Below are 25,072 nucleotides of genomic sequence, written 5' to 3' on the forward strand. Positions count from 1 at the left end.
CAACTGCGTTTAATTACGTAATTCTACACGATATCTTCAACACGAGGGTTTAAAACATGGGCTTACTCTTCCTTAAAGCCTAAGTTTGTCAGAATGCTCTCTACCTTTTCGTTATGTTGTGCTTGCCACTGTTGAAGGTTCGTCGCTGCGTCTTTTTCGCCCCGTGCAAACGCAATATCAAACGCCTCTTGTGCTTGAGCCTGTGGTATTACCGCAATACCTTCTTCATCGGCCACAATAATGTCACCTGCATTCACCGTAACACCGCCACATTGAATAGGCTGATTTAGCGGAGATATACTTTTTTTGGCTCCGGGTATAGGGATGACACCACGGGCAAAGACAGGAAATTGATTTTCTCTTGTTTCCGCTAAGTCTCTAATAACGCCGTCGATAACAAACCCTTTGATGCCACGAGACTGTGCAATTGCACAAACATTTCCCCCCGCCACAGCAAATTTATCATCGGCCTCTACCACAATGATGTCGCCAGGCTTAGCACGATAAATAGCTGCGTGAAGCATAAGATGATCGCCCGCTTCACATTTTACCGTGAATGCTGGGCCTGCAATACGTGGCATAGGTTGCCACAATGGCTTAATGCTGTAGTCCATAAACTGCTCTCGTGGCAGTGCATCAGCATATTCGCAGGGTGATACAGTATCGAATGGGGTCATTGTAATTCCTTATGCGTTGAGAGAAGTGCAAACCAGTATTGCCATAAAGGCCCAATATATCGAAATTACGCACAGAAGTTGTTACAAGCTATGTATTTTCACTATAAGTGCTTTTTCTAATGTGAGGGGCGTGATAATAATTACCCTAAGAGAATACTGTCTTTATCAAAATAGATTTCGTACTTAACGGCATAATTTAATAACGACTTGGTTCATAAACAAGCGTATAAAAAATAGGAATAACAATCCATGATAAAAAGCGTAGTTAGCTTAAGTGTGGCATTAGCACTTAGTGCATGTAGCCCACAAAATTCACAAACCGAACCCCAAGCGCCTACTGCCGCTACTCAGCAGCAAGAGTTAAAGTCGGGTGTTATTAAAGAAAACATGGATTTAACTGTCGACCCTGGCAATGATTTCTTTCAATACGTAAATGGTACTTGGGTTGATAACCTTGAGATCCCCGCTGACAAATCAAGTTATGGTGCTTTCACTATTCTACGTGACGAGTCTCAAGATCACGTGATGAAAATCATCAAGAGTTCTGCCGAAGGCGATTTTGCCGATGGTACCGACGAGCAGAAAGTGGGTGACTTTTATCGTGCCTACATGAATACCGACAAGCTTAATGAGTTGGGTATAAGCCCAATTAATGCCGACATTGAAAAAATTGAAAGCATATCTAGTTATGATGAATTAGCCGCCTACTTCGCTTATGCGAATCGTTACGGTTATGCGTCTCCATTTAATATTGGTCAAAACGCAGATTTCAAATCGCCTGAATCTTATATGATTTATACCTGGCAGTCTGGCCTTGGCCTGCCCGAGCGAGACTACTATTTTAAAGACGACACCAAATCACAAGAAATTCGCGATGCGTATGTAAAACACATTGAAACTATGTTCACGCTAGCTGAATTTGAAGCGCCTTCAGATAATGCACAAATGCTGTTTGATATGGAAAGCCGTATTGCCGAACTTCATATGAAGAAAGAGGAAGTGCGTAATTGGGCGGCTAACTACAATAAAGTGCCTGTGTCAGAATTAAGCACTCACATGGCTAACTTCCCTTGGGAGTTATTCCTTAAAGAAATGGAATTAGACGATGTAGACAGTGTTGTATTTCTACAGACTGATTTCATGAAGCAAATGGATACCTTCATTACTGAAACCTCTCTTGAAGATTGGAAAGTGTTTCTAAAATGGGGCTTACTTAATGCCTCAGCCAGTCGTTTAAGTGAAGATTTCGATACCGCTAACTTTAATTTTTACAGCAAAACATTACGTGGTGTTGAAGAGCCTGAACCGCGCTGGCGCAGAGCGGTTAGCCTTTCTAATGCCCATGTAGGCGAAGTTATCGGTAAAGTATACGTGAAACAATACTTCCCGCCTGAAGCGAAAGAGCGCATGACCGAAATGGTCAGTAATCTTTTACTGGCCTACAAAGACAGTATTGAAAAGCTCGATTGGATGACAGATGAAACGCGTGAGCAGGCGCTAGACAAGTTGTCTAAGTTTACGGTTAAGATTGGTTACCCAGATACATGGAAAGACTATTCTCAGTTGGTGGTAAAGGGCAGTGATTTATTTGGCAACTTAAAACGCTCTGCTGATGTTGCCTACGATGAAATGCTTAAAAAGCAGGGCGGCCCTGTTTGGAAGCACGAGTGGTCGATGACACCTCAAACGGTTAATGCCTACTACAACCCAACGGCGAATGAAATTGTATTCCCTGCCGCTATATTACAGCCTCCGTTCTTCGACATGAGTGCAGAAGATGCGGTGAACTATGGTGGTATTGGGGCGGTTATTGGTCATGAAATTGGCCATGGTTTTGATGATTCAGGCTCTACTTTTGATGGCGATGGCGTACTTCGCAATTGGTGGACCGACTCAGACCGTGCTGAGTTTGAAGCACGCACTGCAACACTTATCGACCAATTCAACGAGTTTGAAGCTCTGCCAGAACTATTCGTGAACGGCGAATACACCCTTGGGGAAAACATTGGCGATTTGGGCGGTATTAGCATTGCGCTTAAAGCTTATCACTTAACCTTAGACGGAGAAGAAGCGCCTGTGATTGACGGTTACACTGGTAATCAGCGTGTATTCATTGGTTATGGCCAAGTATGGGCAAGCAAATATCGTGATGAAGCGCTGCGAAGCCAAATTCAAACTGATACTCACTCACCAACGAAATTCCGTACCAACGGCGCACTGCGCAACGTGCCTGAATTCTACGAAGCGTTTGATGTAACTGAGGAAAACGATTTGTATTTACCACCAGAGCAGCGCGTAAAAATCTGGTAGTACTGTTTATGAGAGGGCGTAAATAAACCCCCTCAATAAAAGCAATACGAACAAAAAGGCGACATGTGTGAGCATGTCGCCTTATTTTTATCTATTCAGTATTACAATGTTTAGTGTATTGGCTCAAACCGAAGGGTCAGCGTTTTAGCCTTGCCCGCTTCACACCATTATTAGCGACTTGCTAGGCCTAACAGAACCGCTATTGCTTCATCAGCACGGGCTTGGGGCACAAAAATGTGGTCGTGATAATAGCCTGCCACCACGTTAGCGCTGATGTTTGCGTTAGTCAGTGCTGCTGACATGGCCGCCGTCATGCCCACGGCATCAAGGCTTGAATGTACGTTACAAGTAATACGCTTGTAAGTGCTATCTACTTCAAAGCCTTCATTACTTGCAAAGGACGATTCAAGAATAAGGGTTGTGCCTTCCTCTTCTTTAAATACCATTAGGGCATTGGCTAGTTGAGTAGAAGAAACAGAATACGGAACACTCACAAATACAAACTCTTCGGCGCTTAACACCGGCTGAAGGGTTTGGAGTAACTTACCTAAGTCTGTCTCACCTGACATACAATCACCTTAATTTGAGGCTATTTACGTTGGTACTATTAAGCGCAGATTACAACTTGCGTGCGCGAATACGCTTACCTTTGATTTTGCCTTCACGAAAGTGATTCATGGCGCGCTTTACGCTGCGTAATTTAACCGCAATAAAGCTCTGGCTATTTTGTACTGCAATTTTTCCTACATCATCACCGGGTATGCCTGCATCTTTAGTAAGCGCACCCACTAAGTCGCCAGGACGAAGTTTTTGCTTTTTACCTGCACTTAGTGAAATACAGCTGAATTCAGGTTGGATAATACGGTTTTTATGAAAACGTAAGCCTTGCGCGCCTTTTAGTGGAATATCGGTACCTTGTAGTACTTCAATTTTACGCAGGAAGTGCTCTTCTTCGTCACTCACCAACGTTATTGCAGTGCCTTCGGCGCCCGCACGAGCTGTACGCCCAATACGGTGAATGTGAGTTTCTGGCTCTTCGCTCACGGTGTAGTTGATTACACAGGGAATATCATCGATATCAAGCCCACGCGCCGCCACGTCTGTAGCAACCAAAACTTGTAATGCATCACTGGCGAACTGGTTAAGTACCGCGGTACGCTCGTACTGCTCCATTTCACCTTGCAGACCTGCCGCGCTAAAACCATCTTCAAGTAACGATGCTACCACTTCAGTAACTTGGACTCGGCGGTTACAAAATACAATGGCAGTTTTCGGCTGTGAATCAGTAAGAATAGCTTTTAGCGTTTGTATTCTGGTATGCGGCAGAACACTGTAGCCTAGTTGAGTAATGGACGGCTTACTCGACTCATCACTCTCAACCTTACAAATCACCGGTTCGGTTAGATACTGATCGGCAATACGCTCAATTTCTTCCGTGTAAGTGGCAGAGAAGAGTAACGTTTGCACACCCTTTTTCATTGGCGAAAAGATAACTCGTAACGCATCTTCAAAACCCATGTCTAGCATGCGGTCGGCTTCATCAAGCACGCGTAAACGTACATTTTTAAGCATCAGCCTGCGTTTCTCGACATGCTCCATCACGCGACCCGGCGTGCCTACAACTACATGAGCACCATGCTTAAGCGACTGTATTTGCGGGCCCATAGGCTGGCCGCCACAAATTGTCATCACTTTAATGTTACCTATTAGCTTGGCCGCATTTCGATACTGCACAGCTACTTGGTCGGCCAACTCTCGTGTTGGGCACAACACCAGTACTTGGGTTGCAAATAAGGTAGGATCTATCTTTTCTAGGGCAGGTATTACAAAGCACAGTGTTTTACCACTACCGGTTTGTGCCTGTCCTATTACGTCTTGCCCAGCTAAAGCATGGGGCAAAGACTGAGCTTGAATAGGTGACAAGGTAAAAATACCCTGTGAATCTAACGCTTTCGTGATAGCTGGATTTATTTCAAGCTGCTTTATTGTTTCAATAGTCATTTCTGTTTTTTCCAAAGATGCACGACACCATTTTCAATATGATGGGCAACATTGTGATTATTATGAACGGCTTCGCTCCACGCTTGGGAGGTTTGCTTAAATTTGTTACTTTTCTTAATTCTGGCTGATGCGAGTTTCAATTTTTCTACTAACACCAACGAAGTGTCTAATTTTGATAAGGCTAAATAGGTCGATGACACGTTATAGGGCGCCACTTGTTGTATATCACTACATCGCGCATTCCCATTGCAACCAAAGTCGACTGCGCCTTGTGAACCGAATATGACATCCACTTCATTCTTTAATACCGCTTCAACCATTTCAGGCCAACTGCCATACGCCTTAGCGTCAAACCCTCTAGAGGCTGCCACATCAAAGCGGTAATCGTTCTTTAATGTACCTACCCGAGTTTTCAGTGGAACGTCATCAATTTTCTCGAACGTGCCTTGATTGATGCCAAAGAAACCATGCAAATTACGAGATATTGGCGTTATCCAATGAAATATAGGTTCTCGCTCAGCAGTTAATACTATTGAGAACACTAATACATTGGACTTTGTGGTGGCTTCTTTAGCAATGCGATCCCAAGGAGCATAGAGAATAGGAGATGTGATCTCTGCGTCAATCAATACTTCTCTTACAAAATCTGCAGCCAAGCCTTCTAGTTCGTTACGTTCGCCTAACTGGCTAAACAGCGGCACCAAATCTGAAATGATCCACAAATTACTGGTATCAACGTGTAAGTTGCCTACAAAACTCAAAATACCAAAAGAAAACACACTTTGTGGTGAATCAAGTTTGGCCGATATCTCATTTTGTAACTCTTGGTAACTGGCTGATGCTTTAAATTCGCTCGCGGTTAACGAAAGTGACTCTGCTAACTCTTTATTTTCAACAATATTGTACAGTGCTAGATAGCTTAAGCTAACGTCAGTATTCCCCTCGCCCATGTTATTACTGCATTCAATCGTATTGTTCGCACATGAGAATGCAGCGATGGGAGTTATCCAATAGTATTGATGTTCATTTTCTGGGGTTCTACGAACACCTGTATATAAACGTTTGGAATGCGCTTGGCGAAACTTAACATCGTTTGTACCTATTGTGCTTTCTATGCCTTTAGTGCTCTCCGTCCTCTCTGTATTCCCCACACTCTCTGTATTTCCCACATTTTCCGAGGTGAACAGCGTGCTTGCTAGGCTTAACGATGAGTCGAATTGTGCTTGGTATCCGGCGACTTTTACAATCTCAGTCACCAAACTATGTTGATAAGCACTTAATACATCTGGGTGAATACCCCCTGTGCTCTCAACCGTAGAGACGGGCATAACAGAACTTTTTGCCTGCACGACAGAATGCGCTACGGTATAAAACAATAGCGCGAGGCAAAGCGCTAAACGGGCTAGCGCGCTTGGAAAGTGTCTTGTAATTTCCATTGAAGCGTCTGCCCTGCATAAAAAGGTACCATATCAGTACCGTCAGCTAACGTAACTTGCTCAGGCACTGTCCACGCTTCTTTTACTAATGTCATTGTAGTGTTGTTTCTGGGTAAGCCGTAGAAATCAGCGCCATAGTTACTGGCAAACTCTTCTAGCTTATCTAATGCGCCCAACTGTTCGAACACTTCAGCATAAAGCTCTATGGCTGACCAAGCGCTATAACAACCGGCACAGCCACATGCGTTCTCTTTTTTATGTTTTGCATGAGGGGCAGAGTCGGTACCCAAGAAAAACTTGTTGTTACCGGTGGCCACTACATCTTGCAACGCTTTTTGGTGGGTATTGCGTTTTAATACTGGTAAGCAGTAATTGTGAGGACGCACACCGCCGACTAGCAAATCATTACGGTTTAACAATAAATGTTGCGGGGTGATAGTTGCACCTACATTGGCGCTAGCGTCTACCACAAAGGCCGCAGCATCTGCGGTAGTAATGTGTTCAAACACCACTTTCAAGTTCGGGAACGCCGCTACAATAGGTGACAAATGGGTATCAATGAACACTTTTTCACGGTCAAAAATATCAATATGCGCTTCAGTGACTTCACCATGAATAAGCAGCAATAATCCGTGCGCTTCCATCGCTTCAAATACAGGGTATAAAGCCTCAATGCCTTTCACTGCAGCATCTGAATTGGTCGTTGCGCCAGCGGGGTAAAGCTTACAAGCCGTTACGCCTGCGGCTTTTGCATCGGCAATATCTTGCACTGATGTAGTGTTAGTTAAGAAGAGGGTCATCAATGGTTCGAAGTTACTGCCGGTAGGGCGAGCCGCTTCAATACGCTGTTTATAAGCAACCGCCATACTTGCGTTCACCACGGGTGGAACCAAGTTAGGCATAACGATGGCACGCTGAAAACATCGGGCTGTCGCAGGTACAGTTTCTGCTAGCATTTCGTTATCACGAAAATGTAGGTGCCAATCATCGGGGGTTCTAATCGTTAGCGTTTGCATAACCGAAAGCTCTCTTCTTTAAGACAAATTAAGATTTTTTAGTATAAGCCGCAATAATGACAATGCGGGTGCCGTTCACTTTACCTTCAATATGCAAAGGATTGTCGCTTAGGCTAATGCCTCTTACCGGGGTGCCTCGCTTTGCCGTAAAGTTCGCCCCTTTGACAGTAAGATCTTTAACAAGATGTACGTTATCGCCAACTTGCAAAGCCGTACCGTTACAATCAAGCGTGGCTTCTTGCTCAATCAGTCCCGCCTCGGCCCACTGTTTGACATCGTCTTCTAAATAAGCCATATCTAACAAATCTTGTGCCCAGCTTTCGCCGCTTAATTTATTAAGCATACGGTAAGCGACCACTTGAACCGCCGGAGTGGGAGACCACATGGCATCATTTAGGCAGCGCCAGTGATTAGTATCTATGTCGGCTTCGCCGGTAAGCTGTGTACGACAAGTTTGGCAGGTGAGTACCGCACATCCAGCCGTTTCATCTGGCGACTCTGGGACCATAAAAACATCTAAATTTTCGGTGTTTTTACATAACTCACAAGCGTTATCCGCTCGATTGAAAACAGCTTCTTGAAGCACAGCATATGTTCCTTGAATATTTTGCCGCAAAGTATACCACAAATCGGCAAAATATGGGTTGCCAAAAACGCCGTGCTGTAGCCATTAAGGTGCTTCTTGAGATACCCAAATAAGCTTGTCAGTATCGTAGCCTTTTTGCGTTGCCTGAGCTAAAAGCCTATTAATTGTGTCTTGAGGTAAGGTTTTCTCTCTGGCTAAAATCCACAGATACTCTCTATCAGGTCCAGTCACCATGGCATATTCGTACCCTTCCTTGTCTAATGCCATCACAACATAACTAGCATAGAAGGGGCCGAAGAACGATACTTTTAAGTGAGCCGTGTTTGGGGACGATACAAAATAGGCTCTACCTTCAGCTTCATCCCACTTACCTTCTTCTTCAGAGTAACCCCGATTGATAACCTTCACCCCACCATCTTCGCGCATTGAATAGGTAGCGGTGACGTTTGATAAGCCCTCTTCGAAGCTATGGTTGAAGCGAGCAACTTCGTACCACTGGCCTAAATATCGGTCTAGTTCAAATTCGTCTACTGGCGTTACACCATCAGGGACCGACGTACATCCAAACAAAGAAAATAGTAAGGTTACCGCAACCCACTTTTTAATTTGTTTACTAAATAAACGGCGAAAAATACCTTCATACGTATTCAATGTGTTAAACATCGACTAATCCCCTAGCTTCATCTATATATGGCTTACTTTAGTAAAATAGCACGTTAGTGTAACTGCCAATGTAGTTGCACATTCATTTGGAGTACAAGATGCAGAACTATTTCCCAGAAGCAAGCAGACTCGTTTATGGCTGCATGGGCCTTGGTGGTGGCTGGAACAATGAGTCACCCACACCAGAACACGTGAAGCAAGCACACCAGGTAATAGAACAAGCATTGGCTCTTGATATTAATGTATTCGATCATGCAGACATTTATACCTTTGGAAAAGCTGAAACCGTGTTTGGTCAGGTTTTGAAGGAAAACCCTTCGCTTAAAGAAAAAATGATTCTGCAGTCTAAATGTGCGATACGTTTTGAAGACGATTTAGGACCAAAGCGCTACGACTTCTCGGCACAGTGGATTGAATCTTCGGTAGAAGGTATTTTACAGCGTTTGAACATTGAGCAGCTTGACATTTTGTTACTTCACCGCCCCGATCCACTCATGGAATTAGACGAGGTCGCCACCACCCTTTCTTCATTGCAACAGCAAGGTAAGATAAAGCATGTAGGCGTATCGAACATGCATGGCCATCAAATGGCGTACCTACAATCGGCGCTTTCAAGCCCAATTGTGGCAAATCAGTTGGAGATGAGCTTAGCGTTTCGCGACTGGCTAGAAGACGGTGTTACCACCAATAGCCCAGCAAACCGTAATTCAGGTTATGCACCAGGTACCCTTGAGTACTGCATGATGAACAAGGTTCAGCTTCAGGCATGGGGTAGCTTAGCTCAAGGTAAATATACCGGCGCAAGAACGCAAAATGAAGCGGATGCTGCCACTGCTGCGCTAGTTAATTCGTTGGCCGCTGAATATGCTACTAGCCCAGAAGCCATCGTATTAGCTTGGTTAATGCGCCATCCTGCCAACATTCAGCCGGTACTTGGTACTACCAATATCGAGCGAATAAAAGCCTGTCATAAAGCGATGGATGTGCAACTTACTCGTGAGCATTGGTATTTGTTACTTGAGACCGCTCGCGGTCAAGAAATGCCATAGTAGGCTTGCTATGTATGCGCCGGTAACAAGGCGCATAGCCCCCTCAGTTGATGCCTTAACGGAGCTTATTTATGTTAAAAGGAATTCACCACGTCGCGTTGATTTGTAGCGATTACCCTGTATCTAAACACTTTTATACAGACATTCTTGGTCTTAGTGTTATTGCGGAAAATTATCGCGAAGCAAGAAAGTCGTATAAATGTGACCTGGCGTTACCAGATGGTGGGCAATTGGAGTTATTTTCTTTTCCAGGAGCACCAGCTAGACCCTCTAGGCCAGAAGCGCAAGGGTTACGTCACTTGGCATTTAGGGTAGATGATATTGATGACGTCATCGCCCATTTAACCTCTAAAAAAGTGGAATGCGAACCTATTCGCGTTGATGAGTACACTGGTAAGCGTTTTACGTTTTTCGCCGATCCTGACGGGTTACCGCTAGAACTTTATGAACTGTAAAAAGAAAAACTTATTGTAAAAAATTTAGGGACACCCACCTTTTTAATATCTCAAGCATCTGAAATATTTTACAAAGATTTGGACACCCATAGTTCGATAGCCAATAAAAAGTTCGGGGCACTCACAAAATATCCAACAAAATAGCGCTGTTTTCTGTGCTCATTTTAAAAAAGCGCCTGTTTCCTATCTTATGCTACTCGTCCTAGCTGAATCCATATCCCCAGTAGCCCTCGGCTTACTTAAGCATACTAGTACTAATCAATAATCTGAGTTGAGTTCTCGTTTGAGCTCTGGTCAAGGTAACCGATTAACTTATTTTTTGTTGTAGTACCTAAACTTAGAAAAAATTAGCGTATTCACCGGGCAACATATTAATTTGCGACTATACTTTTTTAGATTAATCGATTTGGTTTTACCACACGTATTAATTCTTAGTCAGACACTGCCGTTCAACACTCAAGCTTTAATATATAAAGTCACCATATGGATATGGGTGAAGCTTAAAAGGACAAAATATGAAGACCGTAACCACGTTAGAATATATGTGCCCATATTGTGGTGCAATTAACGAATTTGCTGAAACGACCATTCGAGATATGTATCAAGAGCAGGTTGAAACCTGTGGATGTTGTAAGAAGGATTTAAGCCTGATCGCAGCAAATGGCGTACAAGGTCGAATCAACCTTGTCATAAGTGAATTAGAAACAGAATTTCATTCGAAATAAAGCCGCTAGAAGAGCGGCTTTTAGTCTTGTAGCAGCTTTTAAAATCACGCAACTACTAACTAAAAAATGCTCTTCGTAACTCTACATCAGACAAGAACTTGCCCCCTAATGCAGACGTTTTCGTATAAGAATTAGTATCCCGTATCCCTCTAGCTTTAACACAATAATGCGTTGCGTTAATGCTTACCGCGACGTCGTCAGTTGCTGCTAGGGTTTGAATAGCCACAAGCACTTGCTGTGTTAATCGCTCTTGCACCTGAGGGCGCTGTGCGAAAAAGCTTACTAAGCGGTTTAGTTTAGATAAACCAATAATGGTATCTTTAGGGATATAAGAAACGCTTGCTAGCCCATCAATGGTCACAAAGTGATGTTCACATGTGCTGGTTAGGCTGATATCAGATACCTGCACAGGCTGATCTAAGCGCATCTTATTTTCAATTTGAGTTATTTTGGGGAAGTTGCGGTAATCTAGGCCACCAAAAACTTCATTCACGTACATCTTTGCAATACGGGTTGGCGTGTCGTGCAAGCTATCGTCGGTAAGATCGAGCCCAAGCGTATTCATAACGTCACGCATGGCAATTTCGATTTTCTGACGTTTCTGCTCATCAGATAAACCGTTGGGCACCATAGGTGTTTCCAGCCCTTTATTTTCAAGCGCTGCTCTAACACGTTGTGCCGATTCAGAAATAGATGGCTCTAGTGCATCACGCACAATGACCGCTTCTTTTGCTAACATTAACCCTATCCGTAAATACTTCTTTACCCTTAAACGAAACCAGTACGATTAAGGCTAACTTGATACCAAGATGCAAATGACAATACCGCCTGAAAGCCAACGCAAGGCTACTGAGTAGCTTCATTACGACCTAAGTGATTTCGCTTAGGCAAAAAAGGATTGGCGACTTCTAACGCACATATTTTAGCATTCTAGCGACTATTGATCGAGCAAATGCTTAGATTAGCCTAATCACTAAAAGCTATTACTCATAGCATGTTAAGCACATATGTAAATTTAACTATCCGGTATTGCCCCACCAGTAACCTAAGTTTCACGTGACTTTTGTAGCCCCAACACATTTTTTCAATATGCTAATCTAGCTAGCAAACTGCTTTCTCAATTTAATTGGTGTGCATTATGAATGTATCTGAATTCTCAAAACAGGTTGGAATTACTCCCCACACTACCAGGTATTACGACAAGATTGGGTTAATTGGCAATGTACGTCGAATGCCCAATGGCCATAGGGTGTTTTCACAAAAAGATATCCAGTGGATTGAGTTCGTTCAACGATTGAAAGAAACCGATATGCCACTTAAAAGCATACTAGCCTACGCAAAGTTGCGGGAAAAAGGCGCCTGCACACTTGAAGCTCGTAAAGCTATGCTTGTAAATCATGCGCGCATGTTGTCTGACATAATAAACAAGCAACAAGGCCATCTAGAGGCGCTGAGTAACAAGATTGGCCTGTACGATGAAATGTTAACTAGTCATTCCCCGCTTGACTGAGAGTTAACTCTAAGGTTTAGCCTAAGTAGGTCTTGATTTGAGGCATTACAAACCGGAGAAGAGTAAATGAACAGTGAAGAACGCTACAATCGCGGCTGGAAAAAATTAAAAGAAATAGATGGCTACGCAGGCGAAAAGGTTATTGAATCCTTAAAACATATCGCCCCTGATTTAGGCCGATATACCATTGAATACCCATTCGGTGATGTATATTGTCGTGAAGGGCTAGATATTAAGTATCGTGAAATAGCGACTATCGCTGCGTTAACCGCTTTGGGAAATGCCCAGCCACAACTGAAAGTACATATTCATGCAGCGTTAAATGTGGGTTGTTCACCAAAAGAGATAATAGAAGTGATAATTCAGATGTCGGTTTATGCGGGGTTTCCGGCGGCGCTAAATGGCGCGAGCGCCGCAAAAGCGGTATTTGATGAGCGCGGAATACTTAATAGTTAGTGGCTATTAACAAGAATAGTTACGACGAGGACAAGTCGAGCTATGAATCGTGACAGCCACAGAATTTCATCAAGTTTGCTATTGGTTGCCGTGGATAGGATAGTTATAATCGCGGCTTTATTTATTTCTATCGAGAATAGACATGCAAGGTAGTCGTAAACTGGTACCTGAATGGGAAACCGTTGATGCAGTGATGCTTGCCTGGCCACATGCAGAAACCGACTGGGCGCCGTGGTTAGAAGAAGCCCGAGAAACCTACCTAAACGTGATTGCGGCAGTTAACCGTTATCACGCTGGTGTAATCTTGCTATGTGCTCCCGATGATGTTGACGATGTACAGTCTCGCCTTGGCGATCACTCACGGGTACTTATTTTGCCTGCATCATACAACGACACTTGGGTTCGCGACTACGGCTTTTTAACCTGTAGAGATACTGAAGGATTCGGTGCGCCGGTAGAATTCCGCTTCAATGGCTGGGGTGATAAATTCGATGCCAGCGAAGACAATATGGCGAACCAACGTTACTTAGCTTCATTATGTAAATTGCCGCTTCGAAGTAGCCCTGTAGTTGCCGAAGGTGGCGCGTTAGAAATTGACGATATGGGCCATTTGCTTAGCACATCTCAGTGTTTACTAAATCCTAAACGTAATAGCGATATGACTATCAATGACTATGCTGAAACGTTTAACGAAATGCTAGGGTGCAGCACCTTTACGGTGTTAGAGCACGGCCATCTTGAAGGTGATGATACCGATGGCCACGTAGACACCTTGGTGCGCTTTACGCCTAATAAAGGTTTAGTGATTCAAGCGGCTGATAATCGAAAAGACGACAGTCACTATGCTGGGCTGAGCGCCTTGTGTGATGAGTGCGCCAGCGTAATGCCTGAACACGAGCAATTCAGGTTACCTTTGCCTAATATTGTGAATAGCGAAGGCGAGCGTTTACCTGCATCGTATGCCAATTTTTTGATCTGTAATCGCGCGGTGCTCTTACCTATTTACGGGCAACCTGAAGATGAAGCGGCAATTAGCCAAATGCAGTTGGCTTACCCCGACCATATTATCGAGCCTATTGATTGCTCGGTGTTGGTAAAGCAATTCGGTAGTTTGCATTGTATTTCCATGCAGGTACCCACAAATACGTTGAAAGAATCTGTTATTTCCACCTTTTCAAAAGGAGTGTCTGTATATGCAACGAACTAAGCTAAAAATAGGCTTGGTACAACAGTCTGTTGCTGATAACGACAAAGCAACTAACTGGAACAAAAGCGCTGAGCAAGTCGCGAAATTAGCCGCTGAAGGTTGTGAGTGCATTTTGTTGCAGGAACTTCATAGCACCCTTTATTTCTGTCAGCAGGAAGACACAGATGCCTTCGATTTAGCCGAACCTATTCCAGGTGCTGCGACAGATTTCTTTGGCGAACTGGCTGAAAAACACAATATTGTGTTGGTAACATCGCTATTTGAAAAGCGCGGTTCTGGTCTTTATCACAATACCGCAGTGGTATTTGATAGAAGCAAAGAAATTGCCGGTAAATACCGTAAAATGCATATCCCCGACGACCCTGGTTTTTACGAGAAGTTTTATTTCACACCTGGTGACATGGGCTTTACGCCAATTGAAACCAGCGTGGGTAAATTGGGCGTACTGGTATGTTGGGATCAATGGTATCCAGAAGCCGCTCGCCTGATGGCAATGGCTGGCGCTGATTTATTATTTTACCCAACAGCAATTGGCTGGGATACTACCGATACTGAAGAAGAGCAGATCCGCCAGCATGGCGCATGGGAAACCATTCAGCGCTCACATGCAGTGGCAAACTCGGTGCCGGTTATCGTAGCAAACCGCACAGGGTTTGAAGCTTCGCCAGTGGCGGGCGACCCAGGCATTCAATTTTGGGGTCAAAGTTTTATAACCGGCCCACAAGGTGAAATTTTAGCGAAGGCAGAAGCGGAAGGTGAAACCACTCTTTCGGTAGAGCTAGATTTAACCCGCACTGAAAAAGTAAAACGCATTTGGCCTTATTTCCGTGACCGTCGCATAGATGCTTACGAAGACTTAACCAAGCGCTGGCGCGATTAAACTAGTTTGATAGTAAATTCAAAAAAAACGGGCAACTTTGTTGCCCGTTTTTTATTGTTCTTATTTATTTGTATTTCTTGGACCCCCACAGTTTTCAAACTCTCTTTAAACTGGACACCCACAATTCTCACACACTTTTAAAATTGGACACCCACCTTTCTTTTTCTTCAAAAACACGCAAATTTTAACGGAAGAAAGCTAGCGGGATTTTAGTAACCAATTGATGAGGATATACTTTTCGAGTGGGTGTCTAAATAATTTGGAGCTCCTACTTACTTCGACAGGTAGGCTCCTAAAGTGGGTGTCCACATTTTATCTTAGGTGAGTGTCCTAACTTTTTTGATTTTACTCTATAAGTCACGCTTTAAATATTGTGCCTTCGTAAAGCATGTAACAAGCACGGGATTTTTTAGATGCTAACGCTAGCATGACCTCTTCATCCACATCTAAGCCGCCAGTGAATTGCCCAAAAGCTGGCATGATAAATAGGTCTTCAGTGACAACGAAGCACTTCCCTGAAAATCGACGACGGGAAATAGTCTTGCGTATTTTAGGGTGGTAGTGACCAATAACTTGCGACTCAGCGTGGGGCTTAGCTTGAACCCTATCCTTCGTACCTAGTTCTTTTTCATATAGCTTTTTTTTATGTGGCTCTGTTTCATGTGTATCTGTTTCACTTGATTCTGGTTCATAGATTTCTGGCTCATGGCGAAACACCACATTAGTATGCACTATTTCATGGCAAGGGTTACCAGGAATACCTTCAGGTAAGTCGGGGTCGTGATTCCCTTCTACCCAATCCCAGTGAGGAACGCTATTTATGATATCGCATAAGAGGTTTCTGTCTTCAGCAGTCATGCGAGACATACTGTGCTTATCGTGGAAACTGTCACCCAAACTAATTACCCGAGCAGGGTTATAATCGCTAATAATGTGCTGCAGACGTTTAAGCGTAGCAACGGAATCTACACTTGGCAGCGGATTACCATAACTACGTAAATAACTCCCTTTTTCAAGGTGTAAATCGGATACCACCAGCCAGTCAAGCGCAGGCAAATACGCCACACCTCTGGCATCTAACAACCAAAGCAGCTCTGCAAATTTCACAATACTGATACTACGCAATGCCACCTGTGAAGATAGCCACTGCTCATTTATTGCCACTGATTGACCTCTTTTATAATGTTAAACACCTTTCCACCACTTCTAGGCCCACGAACGAACAATAGCGGGGAATAGGGTTGGGTCTAGAACCTTCCGCAGCATGAATGCTGCATCAGAGCCTACATGGATGTATTCACTACGTGCTTCTCTCGACAACACGACACTTTCAAATTTAAATACAAACCCACGCACGAACTATAGCGGTGGAGTGGGGTTGGGTATGGAACCTTATGCAGCATGGATGCTGCATCAGAGCCTACATGGATGTATTCAATTCATATTCACTCACTTTAACACCAATAGAATTAGACTGGGTGAGCAGTATTGGCACTAGAAACCTTATGCAGCATGGATGCTGCATCAGAGCCTACATGGATGTATTCACGGCGTGCTTCTTTCTACAACACTCAACATTCGAACTTAAATACAAACCCACGCACGAACTATAGCGGTGGAGTGGGGTTGGGTATGGAACCTTATGCAGCATGGATGCTGCATCAGAGCCTACATGGATGTATTCACGGCGAGTTCCAGACCCAACCCCACTCCACCGCTTTTAGCTTTTAGGACAACAAAGCCCGAACTTCGTCTAGCATATTTTCTGCTTCGGCATATAAATCGGCTTGCTCGATAATCGCCTGAGCACCTGCCCCTTTTATTTGCTCACTGCGCATATTCAGCACAATCGGTATGGCCATGGGCGAGACTTTTTCTAAGTTAACTAACGTGGTTTTATCTACAAAGCGAATAAGCAAATTCGCTAAGCGCTGCAAGTCTAACAACTCCCGCTCTGCATCAGCCCGCGCGACCGCTAAAAGAATATGATCAGGGTCGTGCTCACGCAGCGTGTCGTAAATCAAGTCAGTTGAAAACGTTACCTGCTTCATGGTTTTCTGACTGGCATGATAACGCTGCTCGGTTAAGCCGCTTACTACTGCTACCTGCCTGAAAGATCGTTTCAACATGGGTGCCTGTAACATCCAATCTTCTAGTTCGTCGCCCAATATATCCGGCTGGAATAGTTGTTGTAGTTGAGTATCGGTAATCTGATTCACTGCACTTATCGACAACCCATAATCAGTCACACTAAAGCTAAGCGGCTTAATCCCCATTTTTTCCATTCTACGGGTAACCAGCATGCCCAAGGTTTGGTTCGCTTTTCTACCTTCGAATGTGTAATACAACGTATGATTCACGTTACGAAATGGAAACTGCTCTACCAACACCTTTTCAGGCTCAGGAAGCTGTGAAAACTGCTGCTGTAACCTCAGCCACTCTTGCACTTGTGCAGGTAAATTGCGCCAACTCTTGGGGTTAGCTAATATAGCTCTAACCCCGTCAGCCAGGTACGTCGAAAGTGGCATTTGGCCGCCAGAGTAACTGGGGATTTTAGGCTCTTTTGCTTTAGCGGGGCGTGCATGCAATTGCATATCCCGAATGGCTTCGTATTTAAGCACTTCACCAGCAAAATAAAACGTATCGCCTGGGGTAAGTTGCTGGGCAAAATATTCTTCTACTTCCCCAATAATTTTGCCCTGGTTACCACGACGAATACGCTTCACTTTGAGCCTGCCAGCCTCAACAATAGTGCCTATATTCTGCCTGTGACGCTGAATAACTCGCCTATTGGCCGGAGAAAAAGTCCCATCCTCATTTTGCATAAGGCGCTGATATCGCTCGTAGGCGTTAAGCGCACTCCCGCCATCTAACGCGAACTGCCATAGTTTTTCAAAATCTTGTTTATCGAGGCCTTGGTAGGGCGATGCCATGAGGATTTGCTCGTAAAGGGTATTTGGGCTGTCAGCATTGCTACATAGGCAATTCACTATAAACTGGGGGATGATATCCAGTGCCCCCGGCTGCGGCGCATCGCCATCTAGCTCGCCTTTGTTAATTGCATCAATAGCCGCTTGGCATTCAAGGGCTTCAAATCGGTTAGCTGGTACAAGTAACGCTTCGCTGGGGTCATCTAACCGATGGTTTGCTCGCCCAATACGTTGCAATAGTCGGCTTACACCTTTTGGTGCGCCTACCTGAATAACCTTATCGACATCGCCCCAATCAATACCTAGCTCTAGCGCCGAGGTACACACTACTGCCCGTAGCAATCCGCTAGACATCATTGCTTCTGTTTTGCGCCGTTGCTCTTTACTTAAGCTGCCGTGATATAAGGCTATCGGTAGCGCAGCGGTATTGTGTTCCCACAGCATTTGAAAAATTAGTTCAGATTGCGCCCGAGTATTAACGAACACCAAGGTCGTTTTCGCCCCTTCAATGGCCTTGTAGATATCGGTGATGGCATAACGCGCCATAAAACCACCGAAGGGCATGCGGTTTTCAGATTGCAGCATCTCTACTTTCGGTTTTTCACCCGCTTTCACGCTGATGATATTAGCAACGCCTTCTGTGCCAGCAAGCCATGCACCTAGCGTTTCTGGGTAAGCCACTGTAGCCGATAGGCCTACTCGCTTCATTTTAGGCGACAATACTGAAAGTCGTGCTAGCGCTAAAGATAAAAAGTCCCCCCGCTTGTTTGCTACCAAGCTATGGGTTTCGTCAATAATGACTCGCTTTAGCTTGCCAAATAGCTTGTCAGCATCGGCATAGCTCAGCATCAACATTAAAGATTCTGGGGTAGTAAGCAGCAGGTTTGGTGGTTTTTTTCGTTGCCGCTGCCGTTTATGCGAAGGTGTATCGCCAGTGCGAGTTTCTGCCGTTATCGGCAATTCCATCTCTTCAATAGGTTGCAATAAGTTGCGATGAATATCTTGGGTTAACGCTTTAAGTGGGGAAATGTATAAGGTGTGCAAGCCTGGCTGTGGCGATTGCGCTAACTCGACTAAGCTAGGTAGAAAGCCCGATAGGGTTTTTCCAGCTCCGGTTGGGGCAATTAATAACGTAGTGTTGTGGGTGTCTTGCGCCAACATCTGCATTTGGTAATCTCGAAGCGTCCAGCCTTTATTTTTGAACCATTGGCTAAACGCCGGTGGCAAAATGTCGCTACTGGTTTCAATTGATTTCTTAGGTGATGCTTTGGTTTTAGACATATGTGCTGGCATATCTGCTGGTATATCTTCCGACATAAAAGCTACGTACAACCCTAGGCCCCTGCCCAAACTTCTCCTGCGCCATGATTTTTCGTTACTCTGCTGTTTCGATGGTAAGCAATAGTAGATATACGTTAATGCGGCAGAAGGGTTTAATTTTCCACTACGCTCAACCAATTGCGTAAAACCACCGTAGTCATATGAAACGATAACCGTGAGCTTGTGGGTTTTTATATGACGGCCGAGAATACAATACACCCTTCGAAGTGGATGAAGACTGACGACGCTGGTTTATATTGCGTACCTGGTGATTTCTATATAGACCCCATGCAGCCTGTAGATACCGCGCTTGTTACCCACGGTCATGCCGATCATGCTAGGGCCGGCCACAAGCGAGTATTCGCCCACCCGCAAACCATGGCAATTATGACCACCCGCTATGGCGACGACATGGCTGAAGTACAAATACCGGTGCCCTATCGCGAGAGCGTAGAGTTTGATGAAGTAACCACTACTGATAGTAACAGTGCCTCAACTGAACAAGGGCAACGCAAAATAAAAGTCACTTTTTACCCAGCTGGTCATATACTCGGTTCGTCACAATTACTTATTGAGTATGCGGGTTATCGGCTTGTGATATCTGGCGATTACAAGCGAAGGCACGACCCCACTTGTCCGCCGTTTGAGGTAGTACCTTGCGATGTGCTCATTACTGAAGCCACCTTCGGTTTACCAGTATTTGCCCACCCGCCAATTGAACAGGAAATTCAAAAGCTTCTTCATTCCCTTGATGTGTTTCCAACACGCTGCCATTTAGTTGGCACTTATGCGCTAGGAAAATGCCAACGGGTTATTTTAGCGCTTCGAGAAGCGGGCTATACCAAGCCTATCTATTTACACGGTGCATTACTGAAGCTGTGTGATTTGTATGAACGAGAAGGTATTGCGTTAGGCGATATTATTCCGGTTAGCGAGGTTGAAGACAAAGCGTCACTAGCCGGTGAAATCGTATTGGCTCCCCCTTCTGCATTAGCCGACAGGTGGTCGAGAAGCTTGCCACATGTTCGCGCAGTGTTGGCGTCTGGTTGGATGCAAATTCGCGCTCGAGCTAAGCAGCGCAACGCTGAGCTACCACTTATTATTTCAGATCACTGCGATTGGCCCGAGTTATTGCAAACCCTTACCGAAGTGAACCCTAGCGAGGTATGGGTGACCCACGGCCGAGAAGACGCACTTATGTATCAGGCACAGAAGATGGGGTTTAAAGCACGAGCGTTATCGCTGGTAGGTTACGATGAAGCGGCGCAGGAGGAATAGCAATGCGGGCGTTTAGTGACTTACTTGAACAGCTTTACTATACCGCGGGAACCAAAGCGAAAGCCCAGCTCATTTTGCATTACCTTGCTACTACGCCAGACCCCGATCGCGGCTGGGCTATTGCCGCGATGGCAGGTACCCTTCGATTTGATTTCTTCAAACGTAATACCGTTAAAAAGCTGATCACTGAACGGGTAGACTCAGAGCTATTTGCAATGAGCTACGATTATGTGGGCGAAGTAAGCGAAACAGTGGCCCACTTATGGCCCGAGTTTACACCGGATAAAACCTTGCCTAGTTTGTCTGAGGTGGTAGATACATTTGCGAATGTCAGCAAACAAAAAGTTGCTTCAACATTAGCAAATTATCTCACCATAATGACCCCATCACAGCGCTGGGCACTATTAAAGCTTGGAACACGGGGGCTGAGAATTGGGGTACCGGCTCGTTCAATCAAACAGATTTTGGCGGAATACGGCAACCAAGATATCACTGAAATAGAAAAACTGTGGCATGGGGTTACACCGCCTTATACCGACCTGCTCGCATGGCTTGAAGGTAACGCCCCTAAACCGGATATTAGCAATGCAGTTACGTTTCACCCTGTCATGCTATCCCACCCCATTGCGCAAAGTGATATCGACGACTTTATCCCCGAGCAGTGGCAAATAGAACACAAGTTTGACGGCATTCGGGTGCAGTTGGTTTGTAATACCACAAAAGAAGAACCTGAAAAGGCGCTATTTTCCCGCACCGGTGATGACATTAGCCATGCATTCCCCGACCTACTCGATAGTGTGAATGCCAATATGGTTGTAGATAACATGGTGCTAGATGGCGAACTGTTGGTGATGCATAACGATGAAGTCAATACATTTAATGCTCTGCAGCAGCGGCTCAATAAGAAAAAGCCCACTGCAGCGTTAATGAAAACCAACCCCGCAGGGCTTATTGTTTATGATGCACTGGTGTTAGAGGGTAAGCAATTAACCGACTCCCCTCTTGTTACCCGACGCAAAGCGCTAGAAGCATGGTTTGACAAAAATGGTATTCAGGAACAAGACAATAAATCACGCCTGCATTTATCTGAGTGCTTATCTGCCGATTCACCAACAGAACTTAAAGCACTGCATAAAAGGGTATGTGAAAACCGCGCGGTAGAAGGGTTAATGATAAAGCGTTCAAGCAGCTCTTATGTGCCAGGCAGACCTAAAGGCCAGTGGTACAAGTGGAAACGCGACCCGTTGGTGGTAGATGCGGTGATGATGTATGCCCAGCGTGGTCACGGTAAGCGCTCTAGCTTTTATTCCGATTACACCTTTGGTGCATGGCAAGATGAGCAACTGCTGCCTATCGGCAAAGCTTACTCGGGATTTACTGATGAAGAGCTTAAGAAACTAGATAACTGGGTAAGACGAAACGCCATAGGCCGTTTCGGGCCAGTGCGAGAGGTTAAAAAAGAGCTGGTACTAGAAGTGGCTTTCGATGCGGTTCACCCCTCCAAACGGCATAAATCAGGCGTAGCGCTACGATTTCCTCGCATACACCGTATTCGCTGGGATAAACCTGCGAACGAGGCAGATACACTTAGTAATGTAAAAGCGTTAATCGAACAATAACCCATACATATTTTGTGTCTGGGTTTTGTTTACTGAGTTCGGTACCCCCTCTAAATGACTTAGAGGGGGCTTTCATTGTATTATGGGCATAGCTTTATAAGCATAGTTTTATAGGATTAACTAAAACTTGTATTTTATAGAGCCATAAATGAATCGCCCTCTAAGACTATGCGTTTCAGCCACATAGCCATATCCTCGAGCAGTAAATGGTGGATCGGTATCAAAAAGGTTAGTCGCTCCTAACGTGAATTTGGTGTTGTCATTCATGTTGTAGTGCCCTTGTAAACTCACTAAGGTATGCGAATCAACCATATCAGCTTCACTTTCCTCCATAACCGATAAGGCTTGATAACTCTCAAACTCTCCGATGTATTGAATTATTGCTGTTACTCCATAGTCATCTAATGTCCAATCCGCGGTTATCCGACCTCGATGCTCGGGATAATTGAGCTCTCCGGCGTATTCGATACCGTCTTTCTCAAACGAATCGATATATGACCAGTCGACACCAAATTTCAGCATGCCCAGCTCGTCTAGTTTAAATAGATATCCAGCCGTAACATCTAACCCACTAGCCTCTTGCGAGCTTAAATTGACATATACGTTATATATTTTATCAATTTGTCCTAACGTCTCCCCTGGAAGCGGGTCAAAACGCTGGCAAATAGTGCTGTTCTGATCCCCACATTCAGCGGCGTAAATGTTTTCAACAGGGTTTTGATCGATTTTGTTATCTTGCTCAATACTCCACAAGTCAGCGGTAAAATCGAAAGCTTCCGTAACTTGCCACACTACCCCTATATTCCATGTCGTTGATTCTTCGGGTTGCAATACCGCATCAGAAGTATAAATGACGCTTCTTTCTCGCTCGCCTTCGCACACTCCATCCGATTCACATCGATAAAAGTCGTCAACTAAAGGAGAGTCTTGAGATGGCCCTAATCCAATCTGAGCTAAAGACGGAGCGCGGAATCCTTGCCCCCATGAAGCCCTTAACGAGAAATTATCCAGCGGTCGCCAGGAGAATGAAACTTGTGGATTTGTGGTAGAACCAAAATCGCTGTAATCATCGTATCGACCTGCCAAGGTTACATCAAAGGTATCTGTGAAAGGCACCAAAAACTCGATATATGCTGCCGTGATATCTCTTGATGCCTGTGCCGATATTGCCTCAGTACCGAAAATAAGCCCTCTTTCGAATTGCTCATCAGGTTTATCTGATGCATCCTCTTCGCGGTACTCTGCACCTGCCGCCATCTGTACAGTCATGTCTGAAATGGTAAATACATCGCCAGCGATATTGGCGTTGAATGAGGTCATATGTGACTCACCTTGTCGCACCAAACTCGTCGATATATCGGCAACTACGTCAGGATCATTGTAAGTCCCCCCAAACGGATTGTAGTTACCCGCATCTATTTCTCTTTGAAGATAGTCTACGCGTATCCAACCATCACCAATTCCACCAGTCTGAAGAGATTTACTTCGTCCTTTTTGCGCAGAAACATCGTAATCCCAATTTTTAATCGTTCCTCTGATACCTGCAACAAGTCGCAATGTATCTGACTCGATATTCCACACCCGCCCCCCAGCATCGACGGTACGGTAGTTATTAATAATAACGTCTGTACCGTATGGGTTATCTGGATGCTCAGCACTTACTGTTAAACCCGCCGTTCTTCCAAGTGGTGTGGCAGCCCCAAACGCCATAGACGTATTATGCTGTGCTGACATCTCTATATAACCTTCAGCATAATCACTTAGCATTTGGTTAGCTTGAAGCATGACGCCAATACGCTCAGCGACAGGAAGTACTGCACCCGCCGGCCCATAATCATAACGACAAGTACTGTTAACTATATTTTCGTCAGGGCAAGCAGCATCAGGGGTTAATACGCCATCTACAATAAACGTGCCGGGAAACCCAGAAGAAGATCGCCCATCAATGCCATTTTCTGGCTGGTAAACTGTGCCGTAAATGCCCACTTCATCGCGCATTAGTGGTGTATTTTTAAAGTAGTCCAGAATGACAGTAGCGTTACTTTCTTCATTTCCGGTTCCCCATAAGAGGCTAAAGCTTGTTTCTTCATAGCTAGGGCCTGTCGTGCCACCAAAACCCAATGACACTTCTGTACCTTCAAAGTTTTTACGAAGAATAACGTTAACTACCCCTGCTACCGCGTCTGAGCCATAGACGGCTGAAGCACCATCTTTAAGTATTTCAATGCGCTCTATAGCCGCAACTGGAATATTATTGATATCCACAAAAGAATTCACAATCCCTTCTGCAAACGCACTGCTGGCAACACGACGACCGTTAATGAGTACTAAGGTCGCATCTGCACCGAAGCCTCGAAGACTTATTGCTGCGCCCCCATTTGCCGTAGAATCTTGGTTGTTACCTTGGGTAGAAAAAGTGCCAGTACCTGCCGCTGGAAGCGTTTCTAGTAATTGCTGCAAGTTTGTAAAACCGGTACGGTCAATATCTTCACGCCCAATAACCTGAACCGGCGCTGCACCTTCTAAATCGTTGCGCTTTATATTTGACCCTGTGACTTGTATACGCTCCAACCCTTCATCCGATTCCTGAGCAAGCGATACAGATGAGCCCAGCGCTAGGACGACTGATAGCGAAATTAATGAGTACTTTCTGATATTCATGGTGTTCCCTGGTTTCTATTATTTTCATTGAAGATTTGGACACCGTTGCGAAAGACAGAAACTTTGACTAAACACTACAAACAATCCCTTAAAAAAGCTTTCAAATCGAAAAACAATTTTTACTGGCAAATTTGTATGTTTTGAAGATTGTTTTTTGGTCAACGAAACTATCTAAACACATCAGATGCCGTGTAGGAATCACGTAATTTCTTGCCTAATCGATTAGTTAATGAGTATTAACCAAGACTGAATGCTGCTTGAAAACCACGGTAAAGCGACTTATTTATCGTGAT

General features: G+C 44.7%; 22 protein-coding genes. 11 read left to right on the forward strand and 11 right to left on the reverse strand.

Translation table 11 applies throughout. From position 1 onward, the window contains the following. Nucleotides 1–62: 62 nt before the first annotated feature. Nucleotides 63–677, reverse strand: a complete 615-nt coding sequence (locus tag Q4561_RS18955; RefSeq protein WP_303462813.1) for an RraA family protein — start codon at nucleotides 675–677, stop codon at nucleotides 63–65. Between the two features lie 249 nt (nucleotides 678–926). Between Q4561_RS18955 and Q4561_RS18960 the strand changes: the two genes are divergently transcribed. Beyond that, a complete protein-coding gene (locus tag Q4561_RS18960) occupies nucleotides 927–2,987 on the forward strand; it encodes a M13 family metallopeptidase (RefSeq protein WP_303462814.1) in 2,061 nt (686 codons plus the stop codon). A 170-nt stretch (nucleotides 2,988–3,157) separates the two neighbouring features. Here the strand turns inward: Q4561_RS18960 and Q4561_RS18965 are convergent, their stop codons facing one another. From Q4561_RS18965 to Q4561_RS18990, 6 genes are all read right to left on the reverse strand, one after another. Continuing rightward, nucleotides 3,158–3,556 (reverse strand): ACT domain-containing protein, encoded by a 399-nt coding sequence (locus Q4561_RS18965; protein WP_303462815.1) that lies wholly within the window; start codon nucleotides 3,554–3,556, stop codon nucleotides 3,158–3,160. 49 nt (nucleotides 3,557–3,605) lie between these two features. Further along, a complete protein-coding gene (gene dbpA / locus Q4561_RS18970) occupies nucleotides 3,606–4,988 on the reverse strand; it encodes an ATP-dependent RNA helicase DbpA (protein ID WP_303462816.1) in 1,383 nt (460 codons plus the stop codon). After that, entirely contained in the window at nucleotides 4,985–6,424 is a 1,440-nt protein-coding gene (locus Q4561_RS18975) for an ABC transporter substrate-binding protein (RefSeq protein WP_303462817.1), read from the reverse strand. Before Q4561_RS18975 ends, dbpA begins: the two co-directional genes overlap by 4 nt. Continuing rightward, nucleotides 6,391–7,440, reverse strand: a complete 1,050-nt coding sequence (gene pyrC, locus Q4561_RS18980) for a dihydroorotase (protein WP_303462818.1) — start codon at nucleotides 7,438–7,440, stop codon at nucleotides 6,391–6,393. Before pyrC ends, Q4561_RS18975 begins: the two co-directional genes overlap by 34 nt. Before the next feature lie 28 nt (nucleotides 7,441–7,468). Continuing rightward, the gene (locus tag Q4561_RS18985) at nucleotides 7,469–8,026 is read right to left on the reverse strand and encodes an alkylphosphonate utilization protein (protein WP_303462819.1); all 558 of its coding nucleotides are present in this window, start codon (nucleotides 8,024–8,026) and stop codon (nucleotides 7,469–7,471) included. Nucleotides 8,027–8,110: 84 nt separating this feature from the next. Continuing rightward, nucleotides 8,111–8,689 (reverse strand): lipocalin family protein, encoded by a 579-nt coding sequence (locus Q4561_RS18990; protein WP_303462821.1) that lies wholly within the window; start codon nucleotides 8,687–8,689, stop codon nucleotides 8,111–8,113. A 98-nt stretch (nucleotides 8,690–8,787) separates the two neighbouring features. Between Q4561_RS18990 and Q4561_RS18995 the strand changes: the two genes are divergently transcribed. The 3 genes from Q4561_RS18995 to Q4561_RS19005 all read left to right on the forward strand — a co-directional run bounded on the left by Q4561_RS18995 (nucleotide 8,788) and on the right by Q4561_RS19005 (nucleotide 10,918). Continuing rightward, the gene (locus Q4561_RS18995) at nucleotides 8,788–9,738 is read left to right on the forward strand and encodes an aldo/keto reductase family oxidoreductase (protein ID WP_303462822.1); all 951 of its coding nucleotides are present in this window, start codon (nucleotides 8,788–8,790) and stop codon (nucleotides 9,736–9,738) included. 71 nt (nucleotides 9,739–9,809) lie between these two features. Then, complete coding sequence (locus tag Q4561_RS19000) at nucleotides 9,810–10,193, forward strand: VOC family protein (RefSeq protein WP_303462823.1); 384 nt, start codon at nucleotides 9,810–9,812, stop codon at nucleotides 10,191–10,193. 515 nt (nucleotides 10,194–10,708) lie between these two features. Continuing rightward, nucleotides 10,709–10,918: a hypothetical protein gene (locus tag Q4561_RS19005; RefSeq protein ID WP_303462824.1), complete on the forward strand. Its 210-nt coding sequence runs from the start codon at nucleotides 10,709–10,711 to the stop codon at nucleotides 10,916–10,918. 55 nt (nucleotides 10,919–10,973) lie between these two features. On the opposite strand, the gene folE is transcribed toward Q4561_RS19005, so the two are convergent. Beyond that, entirely contained in the window at nucleotides 10,974–11,657 is a 684-nt protein-coding gene (gene folE / locus Q4561_RS19010) for a GTP cyclohydrolase I FolE (RefSeq protein ID WP_303462825.1), read from the reverse strand. 399 nt (nucleotides 11,658–12,056) lie between these two features. On the opposite strand from folE, the gene Q4561_RS19015 reads away from it, so the two are divergent. The 4 genes from Q4561_RS19015 to Q4561_RS19030 all read left to right on the forward strand — a co-directional run bounded on the left by Q4561_RS19015 (nucleotide 12,057) and on the right by Q4561_RS19030 (nucleotide 14,971). Further along, nucleotides 12,057–12,428, forward strand: a complete 372-nt coding sequence (locus tag Q4561_RS19015) for a MerR family transcriptional regulator (protein WP_303462826.1) — start codon at nucleotides 12,057–12,059, stop codon at nucleotides 12,426–12,428. Between the two features lie 66 nt (nucleotides 12,429–12,494). After that, a complete protein-coding gene (locus tag Q4561_RS19020; RefSeq protein WP_303462827.1) occupies nucleotides 12,495–12,884 on the forward strand; it encodes a carboxymuconolactone decarboxylase family protein in 390 nt (129 codons plus the stop codon). A 142-nt stretch (nucleotides 12,885–13,026) separates the two neighbouring features. Continuing rightward, on the forward strand, nucleotides 13,027–14,091 hold the full coding sequence (locus tag Q4561_RS19025) for an agmatine deiminase family protein (RefSeq protein WP_303462829.1): 1,065 nt from the start codon (nucleotides 13,027–13,029) through the stop codon (nucleotides 14,089–14,091). Then, nucleotides 14,078–14,971, forward strand: a complete 894-nt coding sequence (locus Q4561_RS19030) for a carbon-nitrogen hydrolase (protein ID WP_303462830.1) — start codon at nucleotides 14,078–14,080, stop codon at nucleotides 14,969–14,971. Before Q4561_RS19025 ends, Q4561_RS19030 begins: the two co-directional genes overlap by 14 nt. Nucleotides 14,972–15,328: 357 nt before the next feature. On the opposite strand, the gene Q4561_RS19035 is transcribed toward Q4561_RS19030, so the two are convergent. Beyond that, nucleotides 15,329–16,135, reverse strand: a complete 807-nt coding sequence (locus tag Q4561_RS19035; protein WP_303462831.1) for a metallophosphoesterase — start codon at nucleotides 16,133–16,135, stop codon at nucleotides 15,329–15,331. A 324-nt stretch (nucleotides 16,136–16,459) separates the two neighbouring features. Here Q4561_RS19035 and Q4561_RS19040 point away from each other — a divergent pair, with 324 nt between their 5' ends. Next, nucleotides 16,460–16,702, forward strand: coding sequence for a hypothetical protein (locus Q4561_RS19040; RefSeq protein ID WP_303462832.1), 243 nt, complete (start codon nucleotides 16,460–16,462; stop codon nucleotides 16,700–16,702). Here Q4561_RS19040 and Q4561_RS19045 read toward each other — a convergent pair. Then, nucleotides 16,699–19,182, reverse strand: a complete 2,484-nt coding sequence (locus Q4561_RS19045; protein ID WP_303462842.1) for a ligase-associated DNA damage response DEXH box helicase — start codon at nucleotides 19,180–19,182, stop codon at nucleotides 16,699–16,701. The two genes, Q4561_RS19040 and Q4561_RS19045, sit on opposite strands and share 4 nt — an antisense overlap. A gap of 234 nt (nucleotides 19,183–19,416) precedes the next feature. Between Q4561_RS19045 and Q4561_RS19050 the strand changes: the two genes are divergently transcribed. Both Q4561_RS19050 and Q4561_RS19055 read left to right on the forward strand, forming a co-directional pair. Continuing rightward, the gene (locus Q4561_RS19050) at nucleotides 19,417–20,499 is read left to right on the forward strand and encodes a ligase-associated DNA damage response exonuclease (protein WP_303462833.1); all 1,083 of its coding nucleotides are present in this window, start codon (nucleotides 19,417–19,419) and stop codon (nucleotides 20,497–20,499) included. A 2-nt stretch (nucleotides 20,500–20,501) separates the two neighbouring features. Further along, the gene (locus Q4561_RS19055; protein WP_303462834.1) at nucleotides 20,502–22,118 is read left to right on the forward strand and encodes a cisplatin damage response ATP-dependent DNA ligase; all 1,617 of its coding nucleotides are present in this window, start codon (nucleotides 20,502–20,504) and stop codon (nucleotides 22,116–22,118) included. A 120-nt stretch (nucleotides 22,119–22,238) separates the two neighbouring features. On the opposite strand, the gene Q4561_RS19060 is transcribed toward Q4561_RS19055, so the two are convergent. Beyond that, on the reverse strand, nucleotides 22,239–24,779 hold the full coding sequence (locus Q4561_RS19060) for a TonB-dependent receptor (protein WP_303462836.1): 2,541 nt from the start codon (nucleotides 24,777–24,779) through the stop codon (nucleotides 22,239–22,241). Nucleotides 24,780–25,072: the final 293 nt, after the last annotated feature.

Origin of the sequence: Alteromonas sp. 1_MG-2023 (assembly GCF_030547075.1) — a bacterium.
Classification (GTDB): domain Bacteria; phylum Pseudomonadota; class Gammaproteobacteria; order Enterobacterales; family Alteromonadaceae; genus Alteromonas.